We start from the raw sequence: 19196 nt of genomic DNA, 5'->3' as shown, positions 1-19196 counted from the left end.
ACCGCAGGCGAACCTGCGCCTCCAGAAAAGGGTTCAGGAAGAAACGGGAGATCGCTGGGGCAGCGAACTCAGCGCTCGACGGTACGGTTCCAGCGCGTGGTCCATTCGGCCCGCTGCTGGTTGATGGTGTCCCAGTCCACTTTGATCAGAGCGTTGACCTTCTCCGGTCCGTACGGCATGCGAGCAGCGACCTCCGGCGACAACTGCACCGTCTGGTTGACCGGCGCGAAGCCGTTGGCCTTGGCCTGAATCGCCTGGACTTCGGGCGACAGCACGTACTGGATGAACGCCTGGGCCAGTTCGGACTGGCTGTTCGGCGTGATACTGCACGCGGCGACTTGAAGCGCGATGCCGCCCTCCTTCGGGTAGATGAACTTCAACGGAAAGCCGGTGCCCTGCAGGGCGACCGCCCGACCACTGCCATACACGGCCATGACGATATCGCCGTTCTGCATCATGCCGTCCATCTCGCCGGGCGCGGAGACCCAAGCCAGCACGTTCGGCCCGATCTCATCCTTCAACGCCTTGAAGCCAGGGTCGATATTCTTCTCGCCGCCGCCGCGCAGGCGCGCCATCTCCACCAGCGTATGCAGGCCATAGGTGTTGGTCACCGGCGGCATGCCCAGCAGTTGCTTGTAGCGAGGATCGGTCAGGTTCTCCCACGAATCGGGGGCCGCCCAGCCGCGCTTCTTGAACGCTTCCTCGTTGTAGCCGATACCGGTGGCGACAACGCCAATGCCCGTCGCTTCGGGGCTCAGCCGTGCCAGGGGATACAGGTCGTTGTAGACCGGCGCGCTGGTGAGCTTTTCACACAGGCCCATCTGCAACGCCTGGTACATCGGACCGTCGTCCATCATGGCCACGTTGATCTGCTGACGCCCCTTCTGTGCTTGCAGCTTGGCCAACGTTTCCGTCGAATTGCCCGCCACGTAGACCACCTTGACGTTGTGCTGCTTTTCGAAGGCGGGAATGACCTGGGTCTTGTACATCTGCTCGGTGGAGCCACCCACGCCGGCCACATAGAGCGTGGTCTCGGCGAACGCAGGCGCAGCCATCGAAGCGGTAAGCGCCAGCGCGGCGGCGAAGGTCAGGGTCGGTAGCGGGCGAGGACGTGCAGCGGGGAACGAATTGAGGCTATTCACAGACTATCTCCGAAGTGCGTGGGGCAGATCGAACAATGCGTCAGTCGCTTCAGGGGGCCGAAGCTGTGCATGCACGGCGCATGCTCCCCGCCAATCCATCGCGGGGCGGCGCATCTTCATGTGCGCTATGGGTTGCGGGTTCGAGTATTGCGACAGCCTCTCCATATGGTCAAATACGGATATCCGGGCGAGTTATTCATATTTGATATGGGAGACAGCATGAACCTGAGGCAGATCGAAGCGTTCCGCAGCGTCATGAGGCTGGGTTCCATGACAGCGGCAGCGGAGGTCCTGTACACCTCCCAACCCAATGTCAGCCGCCTGATTTCGCAACTGGAAATCAGCACGGGCCTGACCCTGTTCAAACGTGCAGGCGTGCGCCTGATCCCCACTCAAGAGGGCCAGGCCTTCTTCCATGAAGTCGAGCGGGCGTATGTGGGACTGGATTCGCTCAAGCTGTCTGCGAAAAACATTCGCAATCTGGGCACCGGGCGTCTGCGTGTGGCGGCCGTTCCCTCCACCGGGCTGAGCGTCATCCCTCGCGTGCTGAAATCCTTCACCGACTCGCGCCCCGAACTCACCGTTTCGCTGCACGTCAACTCATCCCAGACAGTGGAGCAATGGGTCAAATCCCAGTTCTGCGACATCGGCATCGTGGTTCACCCCGGAGACGGCGGCAGCCAACAGGCCGAACTGCTGGCAAGGATCCCGGCCGTGTGCGTGGTGCCCGCGGCGCACCGCCTGGCGAGCCAGCCCCACATCACCTTTTCCGACCTCGAGGGCGAAACCTTCGTCTCGCTCTGCCATGGCGACGGGACGCGATCGTTGGTCGACGAATTATTCGACGAGGCCCGAGTGGAACGGGTGATGGCCGTGGAAGCGCAATACAGCGCCATCAACTGTGAAATGGTCGCGCTGGGCATGGGCGTCACCCTCGCCCACCCGCTGGTGGCCGAGGACTACCGGCACCGGGAAATCGCGATCCTGCCCTTCAAACCGGACATCCTCTTCCCCACCTACGTGATCTGGCCAGCGGCGCACGCCAGGACGCGTCTCGCGGAAGAATTCGTCGAGACGTTGAAGGCGTTCTACGAAGGGGTGTCGCAACACTATCCATTGGGTAACGCCTGACGCACGGTGCTTCCTCGGCCGTCCCAGGCTTCGATCACCTGCCAGCGCTGCGATAACGCCGACACGCCCGTGCGCGATGATGAAATCGCCCTGGCGGCTCTCAGTAGCGCGGCTCGGTCAAGCAACGCTATTCCTCTGTCCAAAAGCTGTGGGTGCGGTCTCACCCGTTTTCACCGCACCCCGAGCCCTTGCCCTCTCGCCGCTTTCCCACGCAAAGGACCTCTGCTCACGCCCCGGCGGGAACGCTCATGCCGCCATCGGCCATGACCACCGACCCCACGATATAAGAAGCCCGATCGGAGGCGAGAAAAGCGACCACCTCGGCGATTTCCTCGGGTTGCGCGGCGCGCTTGATGGGCGTTTTTTCCCCATGCCGGGCAAGGAAATCCGGACCGTCCTCGACCACATCGTTGAGGATATTGGTGACCACGTCTCCCGACCCGACCGCGTTGACCCGTATGCCATGGTCGATGGCCTCCAACGCGAGCGCTCGGGTGAGCTGCGCCAACGCGCCCTTGGACGCGGCGTAGGCCGCGATCGTCGGGAACGCCTGATAAGCCGCGTAGGATGCGATGTTGACGATGGCGCCCTTGCGGTTCGGGATCATGGCGTGGACGGCTTCACGAGCATGAAGAAACGCAGCGGTGACGTTGACCGCCTGGATGCGGTCCCAGTCATCGCGCGTCATGTCCACTACCCGTTTATTGATGATGATCCCAGCGTTGTTGACCAGTATGTCCAGACGCCCGAAATGGGCGATCGCCGTTGCCACTGCCTTCTGCGCAGCGCCATCGAGGGTGATGTCCGCAACCAGCGGTATGAGGCCAGGCCTGGCCAATGCTTCGACCATTGGGTTTTTGTCTTCGGCCACTACCCTGGCGCCACGTTCATGCAGCATCAGCGCCACGGCGCGACCGATTCCGCTCGCTGCACCGGTGACCAGAACCACTTGGTCTTCAAACTCACCACGCTTATCGGCAGCCATAATCATCTCCTGTTAGAGGCCCAGCAGCGGGTTGCCACTGTCGACAGGCGCACTTTCTTCCCTTCTCCACCTCGCGTCTGGCGCGGTTTTGCCAGACTGTCGTGATTTTGCTTTTTATCGCTCGCTCCCGTTACGCTGCTCCTTCATTCGTGGCTACGGAAGCACCCTATGAACACGCGCAGGCAGCGTCCGAGCTCGAGTACTCCTGAGCGAGTGCCGGCCCACCAAGTGCCCGACTATTTTCCCGCCTCCGTTCGCCTGCCGATCGGCCAAAGCGTGAGCCCGCAGGTGCAGGTGCAACTGTTCAGGCACTTGAGCACCCGTCAGAGTCTGACGGTGCCTGCTGTCGCAGAACCCCTGCTGGTGCTGGTCCTTTCAGGGACGGCGGTCGTCGAAGAGCGCGTCGGCAATGAACCATGGACTGCCAACGCGGTGGCCGCTGACGACTTTTTCCTCACCATGTCGCCCGTTCCCTATGAAATGCGTTGGCAGACCGGCAGTGCAGAGGGCTTTGAAGTGATCCATCTCTATCTGGGTCAGGACCTGCTGGAACTCGCCGCGCGAGACCTGGGCGCGGGTCATGGCAGGGCGACGAAGCTGCGGGAAGTATCGGGCGAACGAGATCCGGAAGTGTCCAGATGTGTGACGAGCATCCATCGCGAAATGACCTCCGCCAGGCCCGCCAGCGGGCTGTATCTGCACAGTGTCGCCCAAGCCTTGGCGGTCCACCTCGTCCGCCGTTACCGGACCACGGACCAGCCGCGCGACCCCACGAACGCTTTGCCGGCCTACAAGCTCCACAGAGCGGTCGCGACAATGCAAGCGGGGTTGGACAGAGCATTCAGCCTGGACAGGCTGGCCACGGAAGCCGGCATGAGTGTCTCTCACTTCAGCCGCATGTTCAGCAAGGCAACCGGCCAAAGCCCTTCCCGGTATTTCATCCATTTGCGGATGGACGCGGCGCGCCAGCAACTCCTGGCATCCGACCTGAGCATCCTCGACATTGCACTCAACGTCGGCTACGCCAGCCCGAGCCACTTTGCGCAAGTGTTCAAACGCCACACCGGCCTCACGCCGCGTGAATACCGCCAGGGCGTCTAGGTTCAGTGCGGTGAGTGGGTCAGCCGACGTCTCCCTCCAACGCCATGGGCCGTCCAGAGGGCCGTCATCACAGCGACACTGCCGGCCATCGCTCCGGCCTGTCGTTCCTAGTTCTCGATCTCTCCGTGACGAATCGCCATGCTGACGGCTTGTGCTGTCGTCTTGACGCCCAGTCGGCGCCGAGCCGAACGCAAGTGGTTCTCTACCGTCCGATCCGACAAGCCGAGCGTCACGGCAATGTCCGCTTGCCGCCGCCCTGCGGCAATCCAGGCCAACACTTCACGCTCTCGTCGCGTAAGGCTTTTGACGAAGTCTCCGACGGGGGCTTCCAGTATTCGTCGTGCAGAGAAAAAGGCGGAGGTGGCCACGCTCGTCAAACCCAGGCGCACTTGCGCCGACCCGACCACTCGCTCACCCCCCAGACTCATCGCACCCTCCAGGCCCTGCGGGCCGAATACGGGAACTTGAAGCCCTTGAACGCCTGGGCCGGATGGGGAACGGATCAACTGATAGCGTGCGTCTGCCGGGCTTTGGCGGTGCGCCTTTTTCCAGAAGAACGCCTCACGCGTATTCAACATGTGGCGGCTGACAGGGCAACGGCGGATATAGGTCGCAGCATCAACAGGCTGATCGTCGTCGAACCAGTCCCCTTCGACCCAGTAGATGCGCTCGATCACTTCTTCACCGGTTGAGGAGGCGGAAAACAGCACGAAGCGGTCGTAGCCATACGGTTGCGCGAAGCCCCGGACCGCCTTTTGAATCGTCTCCAGGTTGCGCGCCGCTTCGATCTCGAGTGCAGCGCGCATCGCGGCATCAGCCAGTCCGCCAGTCACTCCCCTGCGACCGCTTTCAACAACGTGTCTGCGGCGAGCTTGCCCAAGTTGTTTCCAGCCAGGGGGCTGTCGCCGGTCAATAGTTTGCGGTCTTTAAGGGTGGCCCCGGAGATGTCCTGATTGACGATCTCAACCCCAAGCGCCTGCAGCCGCTCGCCGAACTTCCAGGTCAGATGCCCAGGCATGTAGCCGATATCCGGTGTTTTTGCGTCCAGCGCATCGGGGAAAGCGCAAATCCTGTAGCCACTGAACGGGTAGGAATCCTTCGATTCGCCGAGGCCCGCCGCCAGCAGCGCCGCCGGACCATGGCACAGCGAAATCACGAATTTGTCATGGGCCACCGCCCACTGCAGAACGGACTTCACATCCTCACTGGCGGGCAACCCAATCAGCGCACCGTGACCGCCAGGGATGAACACGCCGATGTAATCCGAATCGTCGCCCAAGGCCGTCTGGATCACATCCGCCAGTTTCAACGGCGTTCTGAACTGGGCGCTGTATCGGGTGTAGAAATCCTTGACCTCAGTGTCTTCGGAGGGCATGGCCCAATACTCGAACTTCACCGGATTGCCAGACAGCGTCGCCACGTCGAACGCGAAGCCCGCTTTATCGAGGTGGTACATCGGAAGCAAGGTTTCGACCGGGTGGTTACCCGTAGAAAACAGTGTCCCGTTGTCCGTCGGCAGGTAACGCTCGTCGGCACCGATGAGCAAGATCTTCCACCGGCCACCCACATACGGGGTGGCGTAGTTGGCGTCAGCGAGGTCGGACTTCGGCGATGTGAACTGGCTCAGCGAATAGGGCGAAGGGAAAAAGGCATTGTGTTCTGCGCGGTCCGGCGTCGGCCGTTTGTCATCGCTTGGAGGGGTGACCATGTGCTTCTCCTTCGAAGTTCAGGGGGGACGAAACCATGCTAGTCCCGCGATCCTGGCCTCGCAATGAGGGTTATCCCCCAATCCCTGCACCTTCCACTGCGTACCGGCAGCAAGAGAAAATCAAAGGTTATCGAGCAAACACTCGCCCGCGCGCTGTCGTTGCGGGGCCAGACCGCACTGCCCCGCGTTCCACCAGGCAAGAAGGTCAGTCGGGGACAAGGGCTTGGCGAAATGGTAACCCTGGCCTTGCTGACAGCCCCAACCCCGCAGAAGGTGGTAGTGCAGCTCGGTCTCCACCCCTTCAGCCACCACCGTCAGGCTCAACTCCCGCACCAGGCTGATCAGCCCTCGGATGATGTGCCACTCGCTGTTACCTGGCTGCAGATCCGCCAGCAGCGAGCGGTCCAGTTTGACGCTGGTCGCGGGAATCTGCCGCAGGTACGCCCAGTTGCTGTAGCCGCTGCCAAAATCATCGATGCCGATGGCCACGCCGAGATCGCGGAATCGCTGCAATTGCGCGCGGACGGCCTGGAAATCGGTCACCAGTACACTTTCAGTGAACTCCAGTTCGATGAAACGAGGTGCCACGTCGAATGCCTGGAGCGCTTCGACCAATAGATCGAACAGACGCCCATCGGTCAGGTCCAGCGCCGAAACGTTGAGCGATGCCGTCATTTCAATGCCTTGAGCCCGCCATGCGGCCAATTGCTCACAGACCCGCCGCATGACCCAGCGGGTGATATGACGAATCGACGCCGTGGATTCAGCCAGCGGAATGAATTCAGCGGGGCTGACTTCACCCAACGTGGGATGCGTCCATCGCAGAAGTGCCTCGACGGCGACGCATCGGCCACTGGCCAGGTCGATGCGCGGCTGGTACACCAACCTGAACTGATCGGGAGAAACGAGCGCTGCTTCAATGGCGTTGAGCAGGGCTGTGCTGCGGCGCAGACCGGCGTCGATCAACGGGTCGTAATTGAGCCAGCGCTGTTCGCTGCGTCGTGCCGCGTCGGTGACACTGGCCATCAGCCGCAGGATATCCGTCGTCCCGTCTATTTCACGCTCAAGCTCCAGTACGCTGATGCCCACGTCCGAAAAGATCGGGATGTTTCCGCTATACAGTGGGCACGCGAAGGCTTGGACCAAATCGGCGCTCAACCGGGAAATAGACAATGCCGGGGATCCCTCGAGCAATGCGACAAAGCCCAGCGTACCGGAGCGGTACAGACGCGCGCCCTCGGGCAATAGCTGAACCAGCAGCTCTTTGACCGCCAGCATGAAGCGGGTGAAAAACTCGCCACCCAGCGCCTTGGCCAGGCTGTCCATCCCGGACGCGGAAAGCGGCTCGATCATCATGGCGATGCGGTCGGCCTGGCCAAATGTGTCCTTGATGTCGGATTCGAAACGTTGCCGATTGGGTAAACCCGTCACCGCGTCGATGTAGTGGGCGCGGTGAATGGACTCCAGTCTCGCAACCACGACACTGGCCGCGTTGCGCAACAAGGTTCGCCCTTGCTCGTCCATCGGAGGGTGAGCCTGATGGTCAATGACGCACAACCTGCCCAGAGTCTGACCCGACTTGACTCTCAGCGGAGCGCCGGCGTAGTACCGAATGTAGGGAGCGCCTGTCACCAACGGATTGAGCGCAAAACGAGGGTCTTGGGTGGGGTCGCATATTTCCAGCACCGCTTCTTCGCCCAGGCCATGGGCGCAAAAGGACACTTCGCGGGAGGTCCGTTCAGCCTCCATGCCGACTCGCGCTTTGAACACCTGGTAGTCACGCTCGATGATACTGACCAGAGAGGTGGGCACCCCGAAGTGCTCGGCGACCATCGTCACGATGCCGTTGAGCACCGGGTCTGAACCGCTTTGCAAGTCGGCCGTCAAACGGTCCACATCGACCAGCCGCACGCGTTCTTGTTCGGACGAAAGGTTCCACTGGGTCATGAGGGTGACTACTATGCGACGACGGCTGGAAACACCGGACTTAGGGGTTCAGTTGAAGCGTGAGCTTACCGTTACACGCCCTTTCATACAATCGCACTTTGCCATCATCGGGTTAGCGAAAAGCTATCGCCCAGGGTGGTTGGGCCGCTTAAAGCTGAGGGTTGCTCTGCCGATAAACGTCAAGGGTTGCACAGCGTGGCGCCAGCGACCGGCAGCGATCTCGCTTGCGAACTTTCCGACCCGGCCCCAACGGAGCCCCATTTGATCAGTATTCTCTCGCGGACCCCGGACGTGGTGCGCCGACTGGCTCGGTCCCAGCCCAACACACTGGTACGCTACGCGGGTACCGTTCTGGTCATCATGCTGTGTGCCGCATTACGCGTTCAGCTTCCCTTCACCGCCCTGCCGTACTTGTTTTTCATCCCTGGCCTGATGTTCATCGGCTTCTGCTTCGGCGTTGGGCCGTCCACCCTGGGCTGCGTGCTGGCTGTCCTGACGGCGCACTACTTCTTCATTGGTGAAATCGGCTTCAACGATGGCTGGACCGCCTGGCTCAGCAGCGCAAGCTTTGCCTTGGTGACCCTCGTCATGGCGGTGGTGTGCGCATTGTTCCGAAAGACGTTGAATGCCCTTTCCGATGTCAACGACCGCCTGGAACACGAGGTCGAACGCCGCACGCTGGAGCGAGATGGCATCTGGAACGTCTCCCCCGACCTGATCTGTACCCTTTCCGATACGGGCACTGTGGTGGCGATGAATCCCGCCTGGCAAGCCGAAACGGGGCACACCCACCAGGCGCTCAAGGACGGGGCCTTTTTCAGCTTCATTTCCCCGTCGCAACTGTCCGATGCGCTGCGCGACCTGAGTAGTGGGCCGATTGCAGAACTCGATACCCAAGGCGTGCGCGCCAATGGTCAACCCTTGCACTTGAACTGGCGCATTGCGCGCCGCCAAGGCTTGTACTTTGCGGTTGCAAGGGACATCACCCTCTACAAAGAGCGGCAGGAAGCACTTGACCAAGTCCGCTCGCAATTGCAGCAAAGCCAGAAGATGGAAGCGGTCGGCCAACTGACCGGCGGCTTGGCCCACGATTTCAACAACCTGCTGACGGTCATCACGGGCAGCCTCGACATGCTGGAGCAGCGTATCGCTCAGGAGGGCCGAAAGGATCTGACTCGCTACGTCGGGCTGGCCCGCAATGCGTCCGGCCGCGCGGCCTCGCTGACGCACCGATTGCTGGCCTACGCCCGGCGTCAACCACTCGCCAGTTCCGTCGTGGACCTGGGGTTGCTGGTTCACGACATGGAAGAACTCATCAGCAGGACCCTCACGCCGCGCATCGAGCTTACCCTGCTGACGCCGGAAGAGGCCGTGCTGTGCTATTGCGACGCTCACCAACTGGAAAACGCGATCGTGAACCTGTGCATCAACGCACGGGACGCCATGCCTCAGGGGGGACGGTTGCAGATCGAAATCAGCCGGACTCTTCAGGAAGATGCTGCAAACCCGGAGACTGGGCCATATGCGCGGGTGCGGGTATCGGATACCGGTACGGGCATGCCCCAAAGTGTGCTCGAGCGCGCCTTCGACCCCTTCTTCACCACCAAACCTCTAGGCTCAGGCACTGGCCTGGGCCTGTCGATGGTTTATGGCTTTGCCCAGCAGTCTGCCGGAGGTGCCCGAATCGAATCGGTGATGGGTGAAGGTACGACCGTCAGTCTTCTGCTGCCGCTGCATGATGGCCCCGCCACCCCCAGTGGGGTCGGTCCGGCCACCTTTGACCCAGACGATGGGCAGGGCAATGACGCCGCTTTGCTCATCGTCGACGATGAGGTCGCCATCCGCGATCTGGTGGGCGAGTCCCTGGAAGGCATCGGTTATCGGGTCACCAAGGTCGGGACCGCCGCGCAAGCGTTGCGAGCGCTGGAAAGCGAGCCGCAGACCCGCCTGCTCATTACGGACGTCGGATTGCCCGGCGGCATGAGTGGCGATGAGCTGGCCGTGGCCGCATTGGCGTTGCGGCCCTCGCTCAAGGTCCTGTTCATTTCCGGCTTCGTGGAAAATGCCGTCCCGGCGATCGCCCTGAAAAGCGGCCAGACCGAACTGCTGCTGAAGCCGTTCGCGGTGAATGAGCTGAACGCAACGGTTCATCGCCTGCTCGCCCCGCGCTGAGCGGGCTGGGTACCGCAGAAGTCCGCCCATCGAAGCCACAGGCCGACGTGGCGCCGGGCTCGAATGCCCATGCGATGACCTCCGAGTCACCCGACGCCAACGCTTGATGAAGCAGGCTAGCTCACTTGATTGGCGAACCTGCCGACTGCATCGACCACCCGCTTGGCGCCGTCCTGAATCTCCACGATGACCTGCCCTGCCTGGGTGGCAAGGTCCAGGCCCTGCTCCGCCTGAGACTTGCTGTTTGCCATCTCGGCCACGGTCTCATCCACCAGTTTCTGGTTCTGCAAGACCACCGATGCGATTTCTTCGGTCGCGGTACTGGTGCGCCCCGCCAGTTGCCGTACCTCGTCCGCCACGACCGCGAACCCCCGTCCTTGCTCACCTGCACGCGCCGCTTCGATTGCGGCATTCAATGCCAGCAAGTTGGTTTGTTGGGCAATGCTGCTGATCGTTTGAATGATCGAACTGATGAGCAACGATTGTTTGCCCAGCGCTTCGACCCCGCCCGAGGCGGCCTGCATGTCCGACGCGATTTTGCGCATGGTGTGCATCGTATCGTTGACCACCACGGCTCCCCGCTGAGCGCTGACATCGGTCTGCCGGGAAATCTCGAAGGCGGTCTGGGCTGCCCCGCTGACCTCCTGCTCACGGGCGATCTGGTCCGACACCACGGTTGCGAACTTCACGACCTTGCACAACGTGCCTTCCGTGTCATAAACCGGGTTATAGGTCGCCTCCAGCCACACAGTCTGCCCGCGGCTGTCGACGCGTTCGAACCGGCCACCGACGAACTCGCCCTTGTTCAGCTTCTGCCAGAAATCCTTGTACGACTGGGACGACGTCTCCTGCGGCTTGCAGAACATACGGTGGTGGTTGCCTTTGACCTGCCCCAGGTTGTAACCCATGGCTTGAAGGAACTGATCGTTCGCCGCCAGCACCTGCCCTGAGAGGTCGAATTCGATCACGGCCGTCGAGCGGAGCAGCGCCGCGATAAAAGAGCTGTTCTCCGATGCCTTTTCAACGCGGGCAGTGATGTCCGTCGCATAACCGGTCACATGACGCAATTGGCCGGCCGCGTCCGTGATGGGCTGCCAGTGGGCATGCAGCCACATCAGCGAACCGTCAGCATGCAAATACCGGTAGTCGTCGCTGATGGACGTGCCCGCGGCGACTGCCGCTCGGAAATTATGAAAACACGGCAGCTTGGACACGTACTGCGGAACGATGTCAGCCATGGCACGCCCTATCAACTGATCCGGCTTGTAGCCCAACGTGGTCGCAAATCTGTCGTTGCAGGCGATGATATGAAACGCCGAGTCAAGGGTCAGCGTCAGCATTTCACGGTTCAGGCCATCGCGCAGTTGGCGCAGCTCCGACAGTTCGGTGGCCTGTGCGTGAAGCTGCTGCTTGATTTTTGTGTTGAACATGGGAAGCCGTCTCAGGGGTCAGTCTCAGGCTATCGGCGTGTCAGGCCGCAAATTGAGGGCTGTTCGACGGGCAGTACTGGGTTTGCAGGGGTGATCGGATGATCGGCTCAAGCCGCGGCCTCGGGCGGCATCGCACGCACAGCGGACCTCGCTCATCCAGACATCACGAGCCCAAGGCGGCGATTCGAGTGCGCCGCCAGGCGGGTCATCCTCCGGGATTCTCTGGCTGCGCTACGCCCCTTTCATCCCTGGCACTTCCATATTGATCTTGCGCCAGAACGCCTCAGCGAAGCTGTAGACCGAAAAGGCGATGAGCCCCAGCGCCATCACGATCAGAATCAGCCAGCCGGCGGGGAGGTTCTGCAAGGCGTCGAGGGCTTCCTTCATCCCAGGCGGGTCCACGGCTTCGTAAGCGGAGCCGCTGACGGCCAAGAGCACGGCGATTTCGATGAAAACCGCGCCACGGGCGATCAGCCCGACCCTGGAAACCGGACGCACGTACCGCATCACGTCTTCGTCGGCCTCGAAATACTTCTCGAATGACGCCTTCCAGCCCTTGATGATGTGCGCGACGCCGACACCGAACGGGACGAGCGCGATCAGGTAGACCAGCAGGTTCGAATGTTTCCAGGACAGCAGATGTGCCAGCCAGTCTTTGGTTTGCCCGCCGGAATCGTCTGAGCTTCCAATGCCGCTCAAGAGCAGGCCTAGCGCAAAAAAGGCCAGTGCCCCGTTGACCAGGCCACCGGCCAGTAAACCGGCGCGGATGATCAAACCTTTGAAGTCCTTGCCGTGATGGTCGACATCACGCGTTGCCTGCAAGACACGCCACCCGGCAAACGCGAGCAAGCCTGCGACCACGAGCCCGACCAGAAAGTAGCCAAACGGCTGACCTAGCAGGGCTTCCAGGCTTTTGTGACTGTCTTTGGGCTTCGTCGAATCCTGGGCAGCCAACAGCGCGAAGATGCCGATGATCAGGTACAGCACGCCCCGAGCGGCGTACCCTCCCCGTGCTAGAACAATCAGGCTTTGGTGCGGTGACATTGGCTGCTTTCCCGTAAGTGATAGAGGAACAGACTCGTCTGGGATGCAGGGGTTCTATCCGTGAGGCCGCGCCCAGCATGCGCGTTGCAACGCGCGGGGCGCTAGTGACAAGCGAGCTCGAACGCCTGTTCGATGGTGTTGAGCAATGCATTCTCTGAATCCTGTTTGCGGCGCACCATCGACAACTGACGCGTCGGCGCCGAAGGGCCGAACGAGACCTCCCGCACGGCATGAGCAACCAGATGCTCCTTGCGCAGACGCGGCAGCACCGAAACGCCCAGCCCCATACCCACCATCGCGATGATGGCGTCCGCACTGGGCACATCGAGCAGGGCCTCGCAGTGGGGGATGAGGTGGTCGACGAACCGGGCGGCCATTCTGCCGACCACCAGCTTGCGATCCAGACGAATCCACGGATACCGCTTCAGGTACTCCGCAGGCGCGTGACTTTCCAGTTGCGCGGGCACCACCAGCACCATGGGCTCACACAGCAGATCCTTCCAATGCAGGCGTGCAGACCCGCCCCCCGGCGGTCGGACGAGAATGGCGGCGTCCAGGCGATCCGCCTTCAACGATGAAAGCATTTCCGGGGTATTGGCACGCTCCAATTGCAGGGTCAGGCCGGGTGCCCGTTTTTGCAGTTCCGCGACGGCTCTGGGCAACAGGGTGGTCTGGACCGAACCCGTGACCCCCAGCCTCACCCTGCCCGACATCGAGGGGTAGCGCTGGGCACGCAGGTTGTCGAGATCGGCGAGCGTGCGCGCCACCGTGTTGACCAGCAGCGAGGCGAATCGCGTCGGACGCACGCTGCGGCCGGACCGGTCGAACAGCGACTGGCCGAAATACGCCTCAAGCTGCTTGATCTGCAGGCTGACGGCGCTGGGTGAGAGGTTCACCGCCTCTGCGGCGGCCGCGAAGGACCCTCGTTCAAGCGTCGCCTGCAGCGTAACCAGGGCCTCGATTTTCATGAGAAATCCTCGTCTTTGGATCGACAAAGAATAACTTTTCTGGGTGGATCAGTCCCCTATGATGGCGGCAACAAGAAAGCAATGAAGGGGGACCACTCCGATGCGACTTCAAGATTACCCGCTGGCATCCCATACCGTGCCGCATGGCAGTGCGACCTATCGGATACCCAAACGCCTCAAACCCATCCTCTCTCTGGATGACTTCGAGGTCGCGGCGCGCCGACATCTCCCCAAACCCATCTTCGCCTACGTCAGCGGCGGCGCGGAGAACGAACGCTCCCTTCGCGCCAACAGTTCCGACTTCGACGCTTACCAATGGGTAGGGCGCGCGTTTACCGACACCTCAGCGCGGAGCCTGGAAACGCCACTGTTCGGGCACCGCTACAGCGCGCCCTTCGGCGTTGCCCCGATGGGCATCAGCGGGCTCACCGCTTTCGAAGGGGACTTGATCCAGACACGTGCGGCTGCCGAAGCCAACCTCCCCGCCATCATGAGTGGCTCCTCGCTGATGCCCATGGAAAAGATCGTTCAAGCCAACCCGAACGCCTGGTTCCAGGCCTACGTTCCCGGCGAGGAAGAGAAGATCGTGGCGCTTCTGGATCGCGTGCGCCGGGCAGGCTTCAAGACACTGGTGGTCACTGCGGACGTGCCAGTGTCCGCCAACCGGGAAAACCTCATTCGAGCCCGATTTTCCACGCCGTTGAAACCCGATCTGCATTTGGCCTGGCAAGGCCTCACGCATCCCCGATGGCTGATAGGCACCGCGCTGCGGACCCTCTTGCGGCATGGAATGCCACATTTCGAAAACTCCGGGGTCAAGCGTGGCGCACCGATCCTGTCAGCCAACGTGATGCGCGATTTCGGCGCCCGTGATCACTTGAGCTGGAAACATTTGAACCTGATGCGAGAGCAGTGGAAAGGCACCTTGGTGGTCAAAGGCATTCTTGACCCGCTCGATGCGGTCAAGGCCCGGGAAGCGGGTGCCGACGGCATCATCGTGTCCAATCATGGCGGTCGCCAACTGGATGGCAGCGTCTCCCCCATGACCGTGTTGCCTGAGATCGTCGCGGCCTGCGGCGATCACTACCCCATCATGATCGACAGCGGCTTTCGCCGAGGCACCGACATACTGGCCGCCCTTGCCCTTGGCGCCAAATTCGTGTTCGTGGGGCGGCCCATGAATTACGCCGGCGCGGTGGCGGGGCAACCTGGAATCAAACATGCGATAGGCATTCTGGCTACCGAGCTGTCGAGGAACATGGCCCTGCTCGGCATTTCGCGGCCAACTGAAGTCGACCGTGACCGGCTGAGGATTCGTCGGGCCGCGCGACCTGAATGCGTCCCGGACAATCAGCGTGCAAGCAACCCCTGAAGCACCCACCCAATCAACGCCAGACCGGCAACCCCGTTGGTCCCCCGCTCGATGCGCAAATAGCGCCTGCGCCAGGCATAGGCGCTTCGGGCCAGTTCGTCTGGAAACGGGCCCGCCCCGCGATAAGCGTGAACGCCGGGCCGATGGATCAGCGGGAGAGCCCGTTCGCTTCGAACAGCCAATCGAACGCTTCCTGAACGGTGGGCGACGCCGTCGGCACCGGGCTTGAGCCGATCTGTCGCGTGGTGCGCTCGAACAGGTCTTTCACACCCGGCAGCACTGACACCGGCAGGTCAGCGGCGCGCAGTTGGCGCTCGGCTTCCTCGACCTCTTTGAGGCGCCGTGGCGCATGGACGACATGGGTGCGGATGAGTGCGCCGAGAAAATCGCGCAGGCTGGCCTGGTCGATGTCGCTCAACGCCTCGTGCAACTGATGAGTGACGCCCTGCTTTTCGGCCGCCATGAAGCACTCGATCGTCAGCGCTTCGAGGCCCTTGGTGAACACGCTTCGCAGGATTTTCAGCGCGGCCGCATCGCCTGCCGCGCCGCCTTCTACCGGCTTGAGCGGCGCACCCGCCGAAGCGAACAGGGCAATGGCGCGTTCAAGCCCCTCGCCGGCCCCCAGCAGGTTGGTTTTCTCATGGGTCAGGGCAATCGCGCCCAGGATCGCCACGTCGACGTAAGCGACACCGAGCTGCGCCGCATGCGCAGCGGCGGTTCTGATCTGAGCGGGGTCGGCCGTGGTCATGTCAACGAACAACGCACCCTCGCCCATCCCGCCAAGCGCCTGCTGGGCAACCGAAAGAGAAACGGTGCCAAACACGCAGGACACCACCACGTCGCACTGAGGGGCGAGCTCGGCAACGGACGTCATTACCTGCGTGCCGAGATCGGCCGCGAACGCCTGGGCGTTGGGTGAAGGTTTCAGGTCGCACAGAAGAATGTCGTGCCCTGCGGCCGACCATGGCCGTGCGTAAGTCAGGCCGACTTCACCGGCTCCGATAATGCCTATTTTCATTGTTCTGATATCCACTTCAGTGGGCCGCGTAGGCGCCTTTGTAAGTCCCGGCCGCAATTTGCGCCAGCATCTCTGCCTCTTTCAGTTCGGTGGCATGGCACCGCTGCAACAGGCTTTCGGCCTGCGACATCGGGAAGGCCACGACACCATCATGATCGCCGACGACGATATCGCCTGGCGACACGACCATGCCGTCAATGCTCACCGGCACGTTGATTTCGCCTGGGCCGTTCTTATACGGCCCGCGATGAAAGCCCGCACGGGCGAACATCGGAAATGCCCCCTGGCCGATGGTTGCCAGGTCACGAATGGCACCGTCTACTACCACACCGGCAGCGCCGCGCTTCTCGGCAATCGCCGCCATGATGTCGCCCATCAACGCACGGCTGAGGTCGCCCCCGCCATCCACCACCAGGACTTGGCCGGGCCCCAGGATGTCCAGGGCCTGATGAATGGCCCGGTTGTCCCCACAGGGGACTTTCACGGTCAGCGCGATGCCCGCCATGGTGCCTTCGATGCGATGAAACGGCATGAGGCGCGCCCCGGGCAGGCGGTCCAGGCAATCGCTGATGATGGAGGTCGACGTGCGGGTATAGGCCGCCAGCAGCGCGTGGACGTCCGGTGGAATGGCGATAGCGTTCATGGGGAATCCTCAGATGGCAGATACCCAGAGCATAAAGAGCGTGTTAAATAGAAAAAGCGATATTAATCTATGAACTTACATGCAAATAAGGAATGAGTGTGATTACGTTGAGGCAACTCACCGCCTTGCATTGGATCGAACGCCTCGGCACGTTCGAGCGCGCTGCCGAGCATTTGCATACCACGCAATCGGCGATCTCCAAGCGTGTCCAGGAATTGGAATCGATCACCGGCCTGCAACTGTTCGATCGTTCGCAACGCGGGGCACGGCTGACTGCGACGGGCGAAGAGGTGCTGGTCATCGCACGGGAAATGCTCGCCCTGGCGGACCGCATCGCTGCGTTGAAAGATGGCAATCACGTGGTGACGCGACGCCTCAGGCTTGGGGTCACGGAGCTGACGGCCTTGACCTGGCTGCCGCGTCTGATCGCGCGGCTGGTGGAAGACTTTCCAGGGCTGACGGTCGAGCCTGAAGTCGACATGAGCCGCAACCTGCATGAAAAACTCATGGATGATTTGGTCGACCTGATCATCATTCCCGACACGTTCACCGCGCCGGAGGTGACCTCGGTGCCGCTGGCGATCGTGGAAAACGCCTGGATGGCCGCTCCCGGGCTGATTGCCCAGTCAGGCGTGGTGGGCCTGGCCGAACTCGCCAAGTACCCGATGCTGGTGCAGGGCAAACGTTCCGGATCGGGCCTGTTCGTGAACAAATGGCTGGGGGCGCTGGGCATCGAACTGCCCAAGACCCTGTCCTCCGACAGCCTCACCGCCATGCTTGGCCTCACGGCCGCCGGGCTGGGCGTGACCTACCTGCCGCTGGAATGCTTTCGTCCGTTGATCGACGAAGGGAAGCTGACCATCATCAAGACCGACCCTGAATTGCCGCCGGTGCCGTACATGGCCATGTATCGAAACGACCGGCCCTCGGCCTTCGTTACCGAAGTCGCCTCCCGTGCGGTCGAGCTGTGCGACTTCACTCGGCAATTGCAGAGCTGAGCTGACCGGACGCAACGCCCTGGACGCGCCGCTTTCGGTCTGGCCCGTCAAACCGGCGCCTGACGGGCTCCAGACGAGCGTTTACCCGCCAGCCTGTTGTTCGAGAGGGTCGGCAGGCTCTTGAATGGACAGCACGAAAATCAGTGCCGCCAATGAGCAGACGCCCAGGAAGACAAAGACGGCCGTCCAGCTGTAGCTGTCCAGCAGCATGCCGGTGATCAGCGGCGCCATGGCCCCACCCGCCTGACCTGCGCTGTTGACCAGCGAGGCGGCTACCGGATAGGTGGTCCGCGTAGTCAACCCCATCGAATACACCGAGAACGAGGAGTAGCCGATGTTCAGCAGAAAGCCGGTACCGAACAACAGCGCACCCACCGAAAGCAGGTCGTTCGGCGCGTACACCAGCGCGATCATCATCACGCAGGTCGCCACGGCGCTGATCATCATGGTGGGCTTTCTACGACGGTCCAGCACCGTGTCGGACAACCAGCCGCCCACGATATTGCCCAGCACACCCCCCGCGAACGGCAGCGAGGCAATGAAACCGACCTGCATTAGCTCGAAATGCTTCACCTCTCCCAAATACTTCGGCAGCCAGGCGAGCAGCACGTTGACCACGCCGGTCATCAGCAAATAGCCCAGGCCACAGCCCCAGACATTCCACGACGCGAACACCGACCGCGACGTCGCCAAGGGCGGGGTATGCTTGTAGCGCAGCAGCGTGTCCAGCACACCGAAGCTTTTATGGGCTCGTACGGCGACATCGCCAGCCTTGGCCGTGTCCTCGATGTAAGTGGCCTCGGCTTCATTGACCCGGCGGCCCGAGCGTGGATCGTTAGGCACCAGCCACCACCAGATCACCGCCATCAGCAGCCCCGGAATGGCGAACGCAAAAAACATCGTGCGCCAGCCATCGAGCAGGATCAGCGCAGCCCCGATGGGCGGCGCGATCACCGCGCCCATCTTGGCGGCCGACAGAAAAGCCCCCGTGGCCAGCCCTTTCTCGCGCGCCGGGAACCAGCGGTTGATCGTGCTGAGCATCGACAGGGGCAGCGCGGCTTCGGCCACCCCCAAGGCTGACCGGTAGATTTTCATCAGGCCGAAATTGTGCGCCGTGCCGATCAGCAGCGTGACAACGGAAGTCATCGCAATCGACACCGGTGCGACCACGCGCACGCCGACACGGCTGAGCAGAAAGCCCGCCGGAATCTGCCCCAAGGAATAGAACAGGAAGAAGGCGCTGACCAGCAGCCCGGCCTGTGCGTTGGTGGCACCGAACTCTTTTTGGACGTACGGCAGTGCGATGCCGATGTTGGCGCGGTCCGCTGCAGCCAGCATGTAGACCACGACGATGACCGACAGAACGACCCAGCGATACCTTGACCGTGCCGCCTGGACAGCGGTGTCAGTGGTGGCGATTGCAGTCATGGCCCCTCCTTTTTTATGCTTATTGGAGTCGCCATCGTCGGCATTCCGCAGGAAGAGAAAAAGCGATAAATAAGAAACCTCAACGATTCCCTAACGGAATACGAGGAAA

16 protein-coding genes are annotated in these 19196 nt (G+C 61.9%); 5 read left to right on the top strand and 11 right to left on the bottom strand.

The window, feature by feature from the left end; translation table 11 throughout:
* Nucleotides 1–68 precede the first annotated feature (68 nt).
* Nucleotides 69–1142 (bottom strand): extracellular solute-binding protein, encoded by a 1074-nt coding sequence (locus tag N5D61_RS10775; protein ID WP_256600511.1) that lies wholly within the window; start codon nt 1140–1142, stop codon nt 69–71.
* A 219-nt stretch (nt 1143–1361) separates the two neighbouring features.
* Here N5D61_RS10775 and N5D61_RS10770 point away from each other — a divergent pair, with 219 nt between their 5' ends.
* Nucleotides 1362–2273, top strand: coding sequence for a LysR substrate-binding domain-containing protein (locus N5D61_RS10770; RefSeq protein ID WP_279892583.1), 912 nt, complete (start codon nt 1362–1364; stop codon nt 2271–2273).
* 226 nt (nt 2274–2499) lie between these two features.
* On the opposite strand, the gene N5D61_RS10765 is transcribed toward N5D61_RS10770, so the two are convergent.
* The gene (locus N5D61_RS10765; protein WP_279892581.1) at nt 2500–3258 is read right to left on the bottom strand and encodes an SDR family oxidoreductase; all 759 of its coding nucleotides are present in this window, start codon (nt 3256–3258) and stop codon (nt 2500–2502) included.
* 168 nt (nt 3259–3426) lie between these two features.
* Between N5D61_RS10765 and N5D61_RS10760 the strand changes: the two genes are divergently transcribed.
* The gene (locus N5D61_RS10760; RefSeq protein WP_279892580.1) at nt 3427–4359 is read left to right on the top strand and encodes an AraC family transcriptional regulator; all 933 of its coding nucleotides are present in this window, start codon (nt 3427–3429) and stop codon (nt 4357–4359) included.
* A 107-nt stretch (nt 4360–4466) separates the two neighbouring features.
* Here the strand turns inward: N5D61_RS10760 and N5D61_RS10755 are convergent, their stop codons facing one another.
* The 3 genes from N5D61_RS10755 to N5D61_RS10745 all read right to left on the bottom strand — a co-directional run bounded on the left by N5D61_RS10755 (nt 4467) and on the right by N5D61_RS10745 (nt 8014).
* Nucleotides 4467–5165 (bottom strand): PA1136 family autoinducer-binding transcriptional regulator, encoded by a 699-nt coding sequence (locus tag N5D61_RS10755; protein ID WP_279892579.1) that lies wholly within the window; start codon nt 5163–5165, stop codon nt 4467–4469.
* A 23-nt stretch (nt 5166–5188) separates the two neighbouring features.
* Nucleotides 5189–6067 (bottom strand): glyoxalase III HchA, encoded by an 879-nt coding sequence (gene hchA / locus N5D61_RS10750; protein ID WP_279892578.1) that lies wholly within the window; start codon nt 6065–6067, stop codon nt 5189–5191.
* Between the two features lie 120 nt (nt 6068–6187).
* Nucleotides 6188–8014 (bottom strand): GGDEF and EAL domain-containing protein, encoded by a 1827-nt coding sequence (locus N5D61_RS10745; RefSeq protein ID WP_108238276.1) that lies wholly within the window; start codon nt 8012–8014, stop codon nt 6188–6190.
* 261 nt (nt 8015–8275) lie between these two features.
* Between N5D61_RS10745 and N5D61_RS10740 the strand changes: the two genes are divergently transcribed.
* On the top strand, nt 8276–10186 hold the full coding sequence (locus tag N5D61_RS10740) for an ATP-binding protein (RefSeq protein ID WP_279892576.1): 1911 nt from the start codon (nt 8276–8278) through the stop codon (nt 10184–10186).
* A 116-nt stretch (nt 10187–10302) separates the two neighbouring features.
* Here N5D61_RS10740 and N5D61_RS10735 read toward each other — a convergent pair whose 3' ends face one another.
* The 3 genes from N5D61_RS10735 to N5D61_RS10725 all read right to left on the bottom strand — a co-directional run bounded on the left by N5D61_RS10735 (nt 10303) and on the right by N5D61_RS10725 (nt 13628).
* Nucleotides 10303–11616 (bottom strand): PAS domain-containing methyl-accepting chemotaxis protein, encoded by a 1314-nt coding sequence (locus N5D61_RS10735; protein WP_279892574.1) that lies wholly within the window; start codon nt 11614–11616, stop codon nt 10303–10305.
* Nucleotides 11617–11847: 231 nt separating this feature from the next.
* Complete coding sequence (locus N5D61_RS10730) at nt 11848–12660, bottom strand: DUF1206 domain-containing protein (RefSeq protein ID WP_279892573.1); 813 nt, start codon at nt 12658–12660, stop codon at nt 11848–11850.
* Between the two features lie 101 nt (nt 12661–12761).
* Nucleotides 12762–13628: a LysR family transcriptional regulator gene (locus N5D61_RS10725; RefSeq protein WP_108238272.1), complete on the bottom strand. Its 867-nt coding sequence runs from the start codon at nt 13626–13628 to the stop codon at nt 12762–12764.
* Nucleotides 13629–13728: 100 nt separating this feature from the next.
* Between N5D61_RS10725 and N5D61_RS10720 the strand changes: the two genes are divergently transcribed.
* Nucleotides 13729–15000 carry an alpha-hydroxy acid oxidase gene (locus N5D61_RS10720; RefSeq protein ID WP_279892571.1) on the top strand — a complete coding sequence of 424 codons (1272 nt, stop codon included), beginning with the start codon at nt 13729–13731 and terminating at the stop codon, nt 14998–15000.
* Nucleotides 15001–15148: 148 nt separating this feature from the next.
* Here the strand turns inward: N5D61_RS10720 and N5D61_RS10715 are convergent, their stop codons facing one another.
* Nucleotides 15149–16018, bottom strand: a complete 870-nt coding sequence (locus N5D61_RS10715) for an NAD(P)-dependent oxidoreductase (RefSeq protein WP_279892568.1) — start codon at nt 16016–16018, stop codon at nt 15149–15151.
* 16 nt (nt 16019–16034) lie between these two features.
* Nucleotides 16035–16661: an RraA family protein gene (locus N5D61_RS10710; RefSeq protein ID WP_108238269.1), complete on the bottom strand. Its 627-nt coding sequence runs from the start codon at nt 16659–16661 to the stop codon at nt 16035–16037.
* Nucleotides 16662–16759: 98 nt separating this feature from the next.
* Here N5D61_RS10710 and N5D61_RS10705 point away from each other — a divergent pair, with 98 nt between their 5' ends.
* Nucleotides 16760–17659, top strand: coding sequence for a LysR family transcriptional regulator (locus N5D61_RS10705; protein WP_108238268.1), 900 nt, complete (start codon nt 16760–16762; stop codon nt 17657–17659).
* 81 nt (nt 17660–17740) lie between these two features.
* Here N5D61_RS10705 and N5D61_RS10700 read toward each other — a convergent pair whose 3' ends face one another.
* Complete coding sequence (locus N5D61_RS10700; RefSeq protein ID WP_279892564.1) at nt 17741–19087, bottom strand: MFS transporter; 1347 nt, start codon at nt 19085–19087, stop codon at nt 17741–17743.
* Nucleotides 19088–19196 lie beyond the last annotated feature (109 nt).

Source organism: Pseudomonas sp. GD03842 (genome assembly GCF_029841165.1).
Taxonomy (GTDB): Bacteria; Pseudomonadota; Gammaproteobacteria; order Pseudomonadales; family Pseudomonadaceae; genus Aquipseudomonas.
Note: the sequence above shows the minus strand (reverse complement) of the source record. Positions and strands in the feature narration are given on the sequence as shown.

Excerpts from the sequence above, each read along its gene's own strand:
- N5D61_RS10770 (WP_279892583.1), top strand. The coding sequence starts at position 1,362 with ATGAACCTGAGGCAGATCGAAGCGTTCCGCAGCGTCATGAGGCTGGGT.
- N5D61_RS10765 (WP_279892581.1), bottom strand. The coding sequence starts at position 3,258 with ATGGCTGCCGATAAGCGTGGTGAGTTTGAAGACCAAGTGGTTCTGGTC.
- N5D61_RS10760 (WP_279892580.1), top strand. The coding sequence starts at position 3,427 with ATGAACACGCGCAGGCAGCGTCCGAGCTCGAGTACTCCTGAGCGAGTG.
- N5D61_RS10755 (WP_279892579.1), bottom strand. The coding sequence starts at position 5,165 with ATGCGCGCTGCACTCGAGATCGAAGCGGCGCGCAACCTGGAGACGATT.
- hchA (WP_279892578.1), bottom strand. The coding sequence starts at position 6,067 with ATGGTCACCCCTCCAAGCGATGACAAACGGCCGACGCCGGACCGCGCA.
- N5D61_RS10745 (WP_108238276.1), bottom strand. The coding sequence starts at position 8,014 with ATGACCCAGTGGAACCTTTCGTCCGAACAAGAACGCGTGCGGCTGGTC.
- N5D61_RS10735 (WP_279892574.1), bottom strand. The coding sequence starts at position 11,616 with ATGTTCAACACAAAAATCAAGCAGCAGCTTCACGCACAGGCCACCGAA.
- N5D61_RS10730 (WP_279892573.1), bottom strand. The coding sequence starts at position 12,660 with ATGTCACCGCACCAAAGCCTGATTGTTCTAGCACGGGGAGGGTACGCC.
- N5D61_RS10725 (WP_108238272.1), bottom strand. The coding sequence starts at position 13,628 with ATGAAAATCGAGGCCCTGGTTACGCTGCAGGCGACGCTTGAACGAGGG.
- N5D61_RS10720 (WP_279892571.1), top strand. The coding sequence starts at position 13,729 with ATGCGACTTCAAGATTACCCGCTGGCATCCCATACCGTGCCGCATGGC.
- N5D61_RS10715 (WP_279892568.1), bottom strand. The coding sequence starts at position 16,018 with ATGAAAATAGGCATTATCGGAGCCGGTGAAGTCGGCCTGACTTACGCA.
- N5D61_RS10710 (WP_108238269.1), bottom strand. The coding sequence starts at position 16,661 with ATGAACGCTATCGCCATTCCACCGGACGTCCACGCGCTGCTGGCGGCC.
- N5D61_RS10700 (WP_279892564.1), bottom strand. The coding sequence starts at position 19,087 with ATGACTGCAATCGCCACCACTGACACCGCTGTCCAGGCGGCACGGTCA.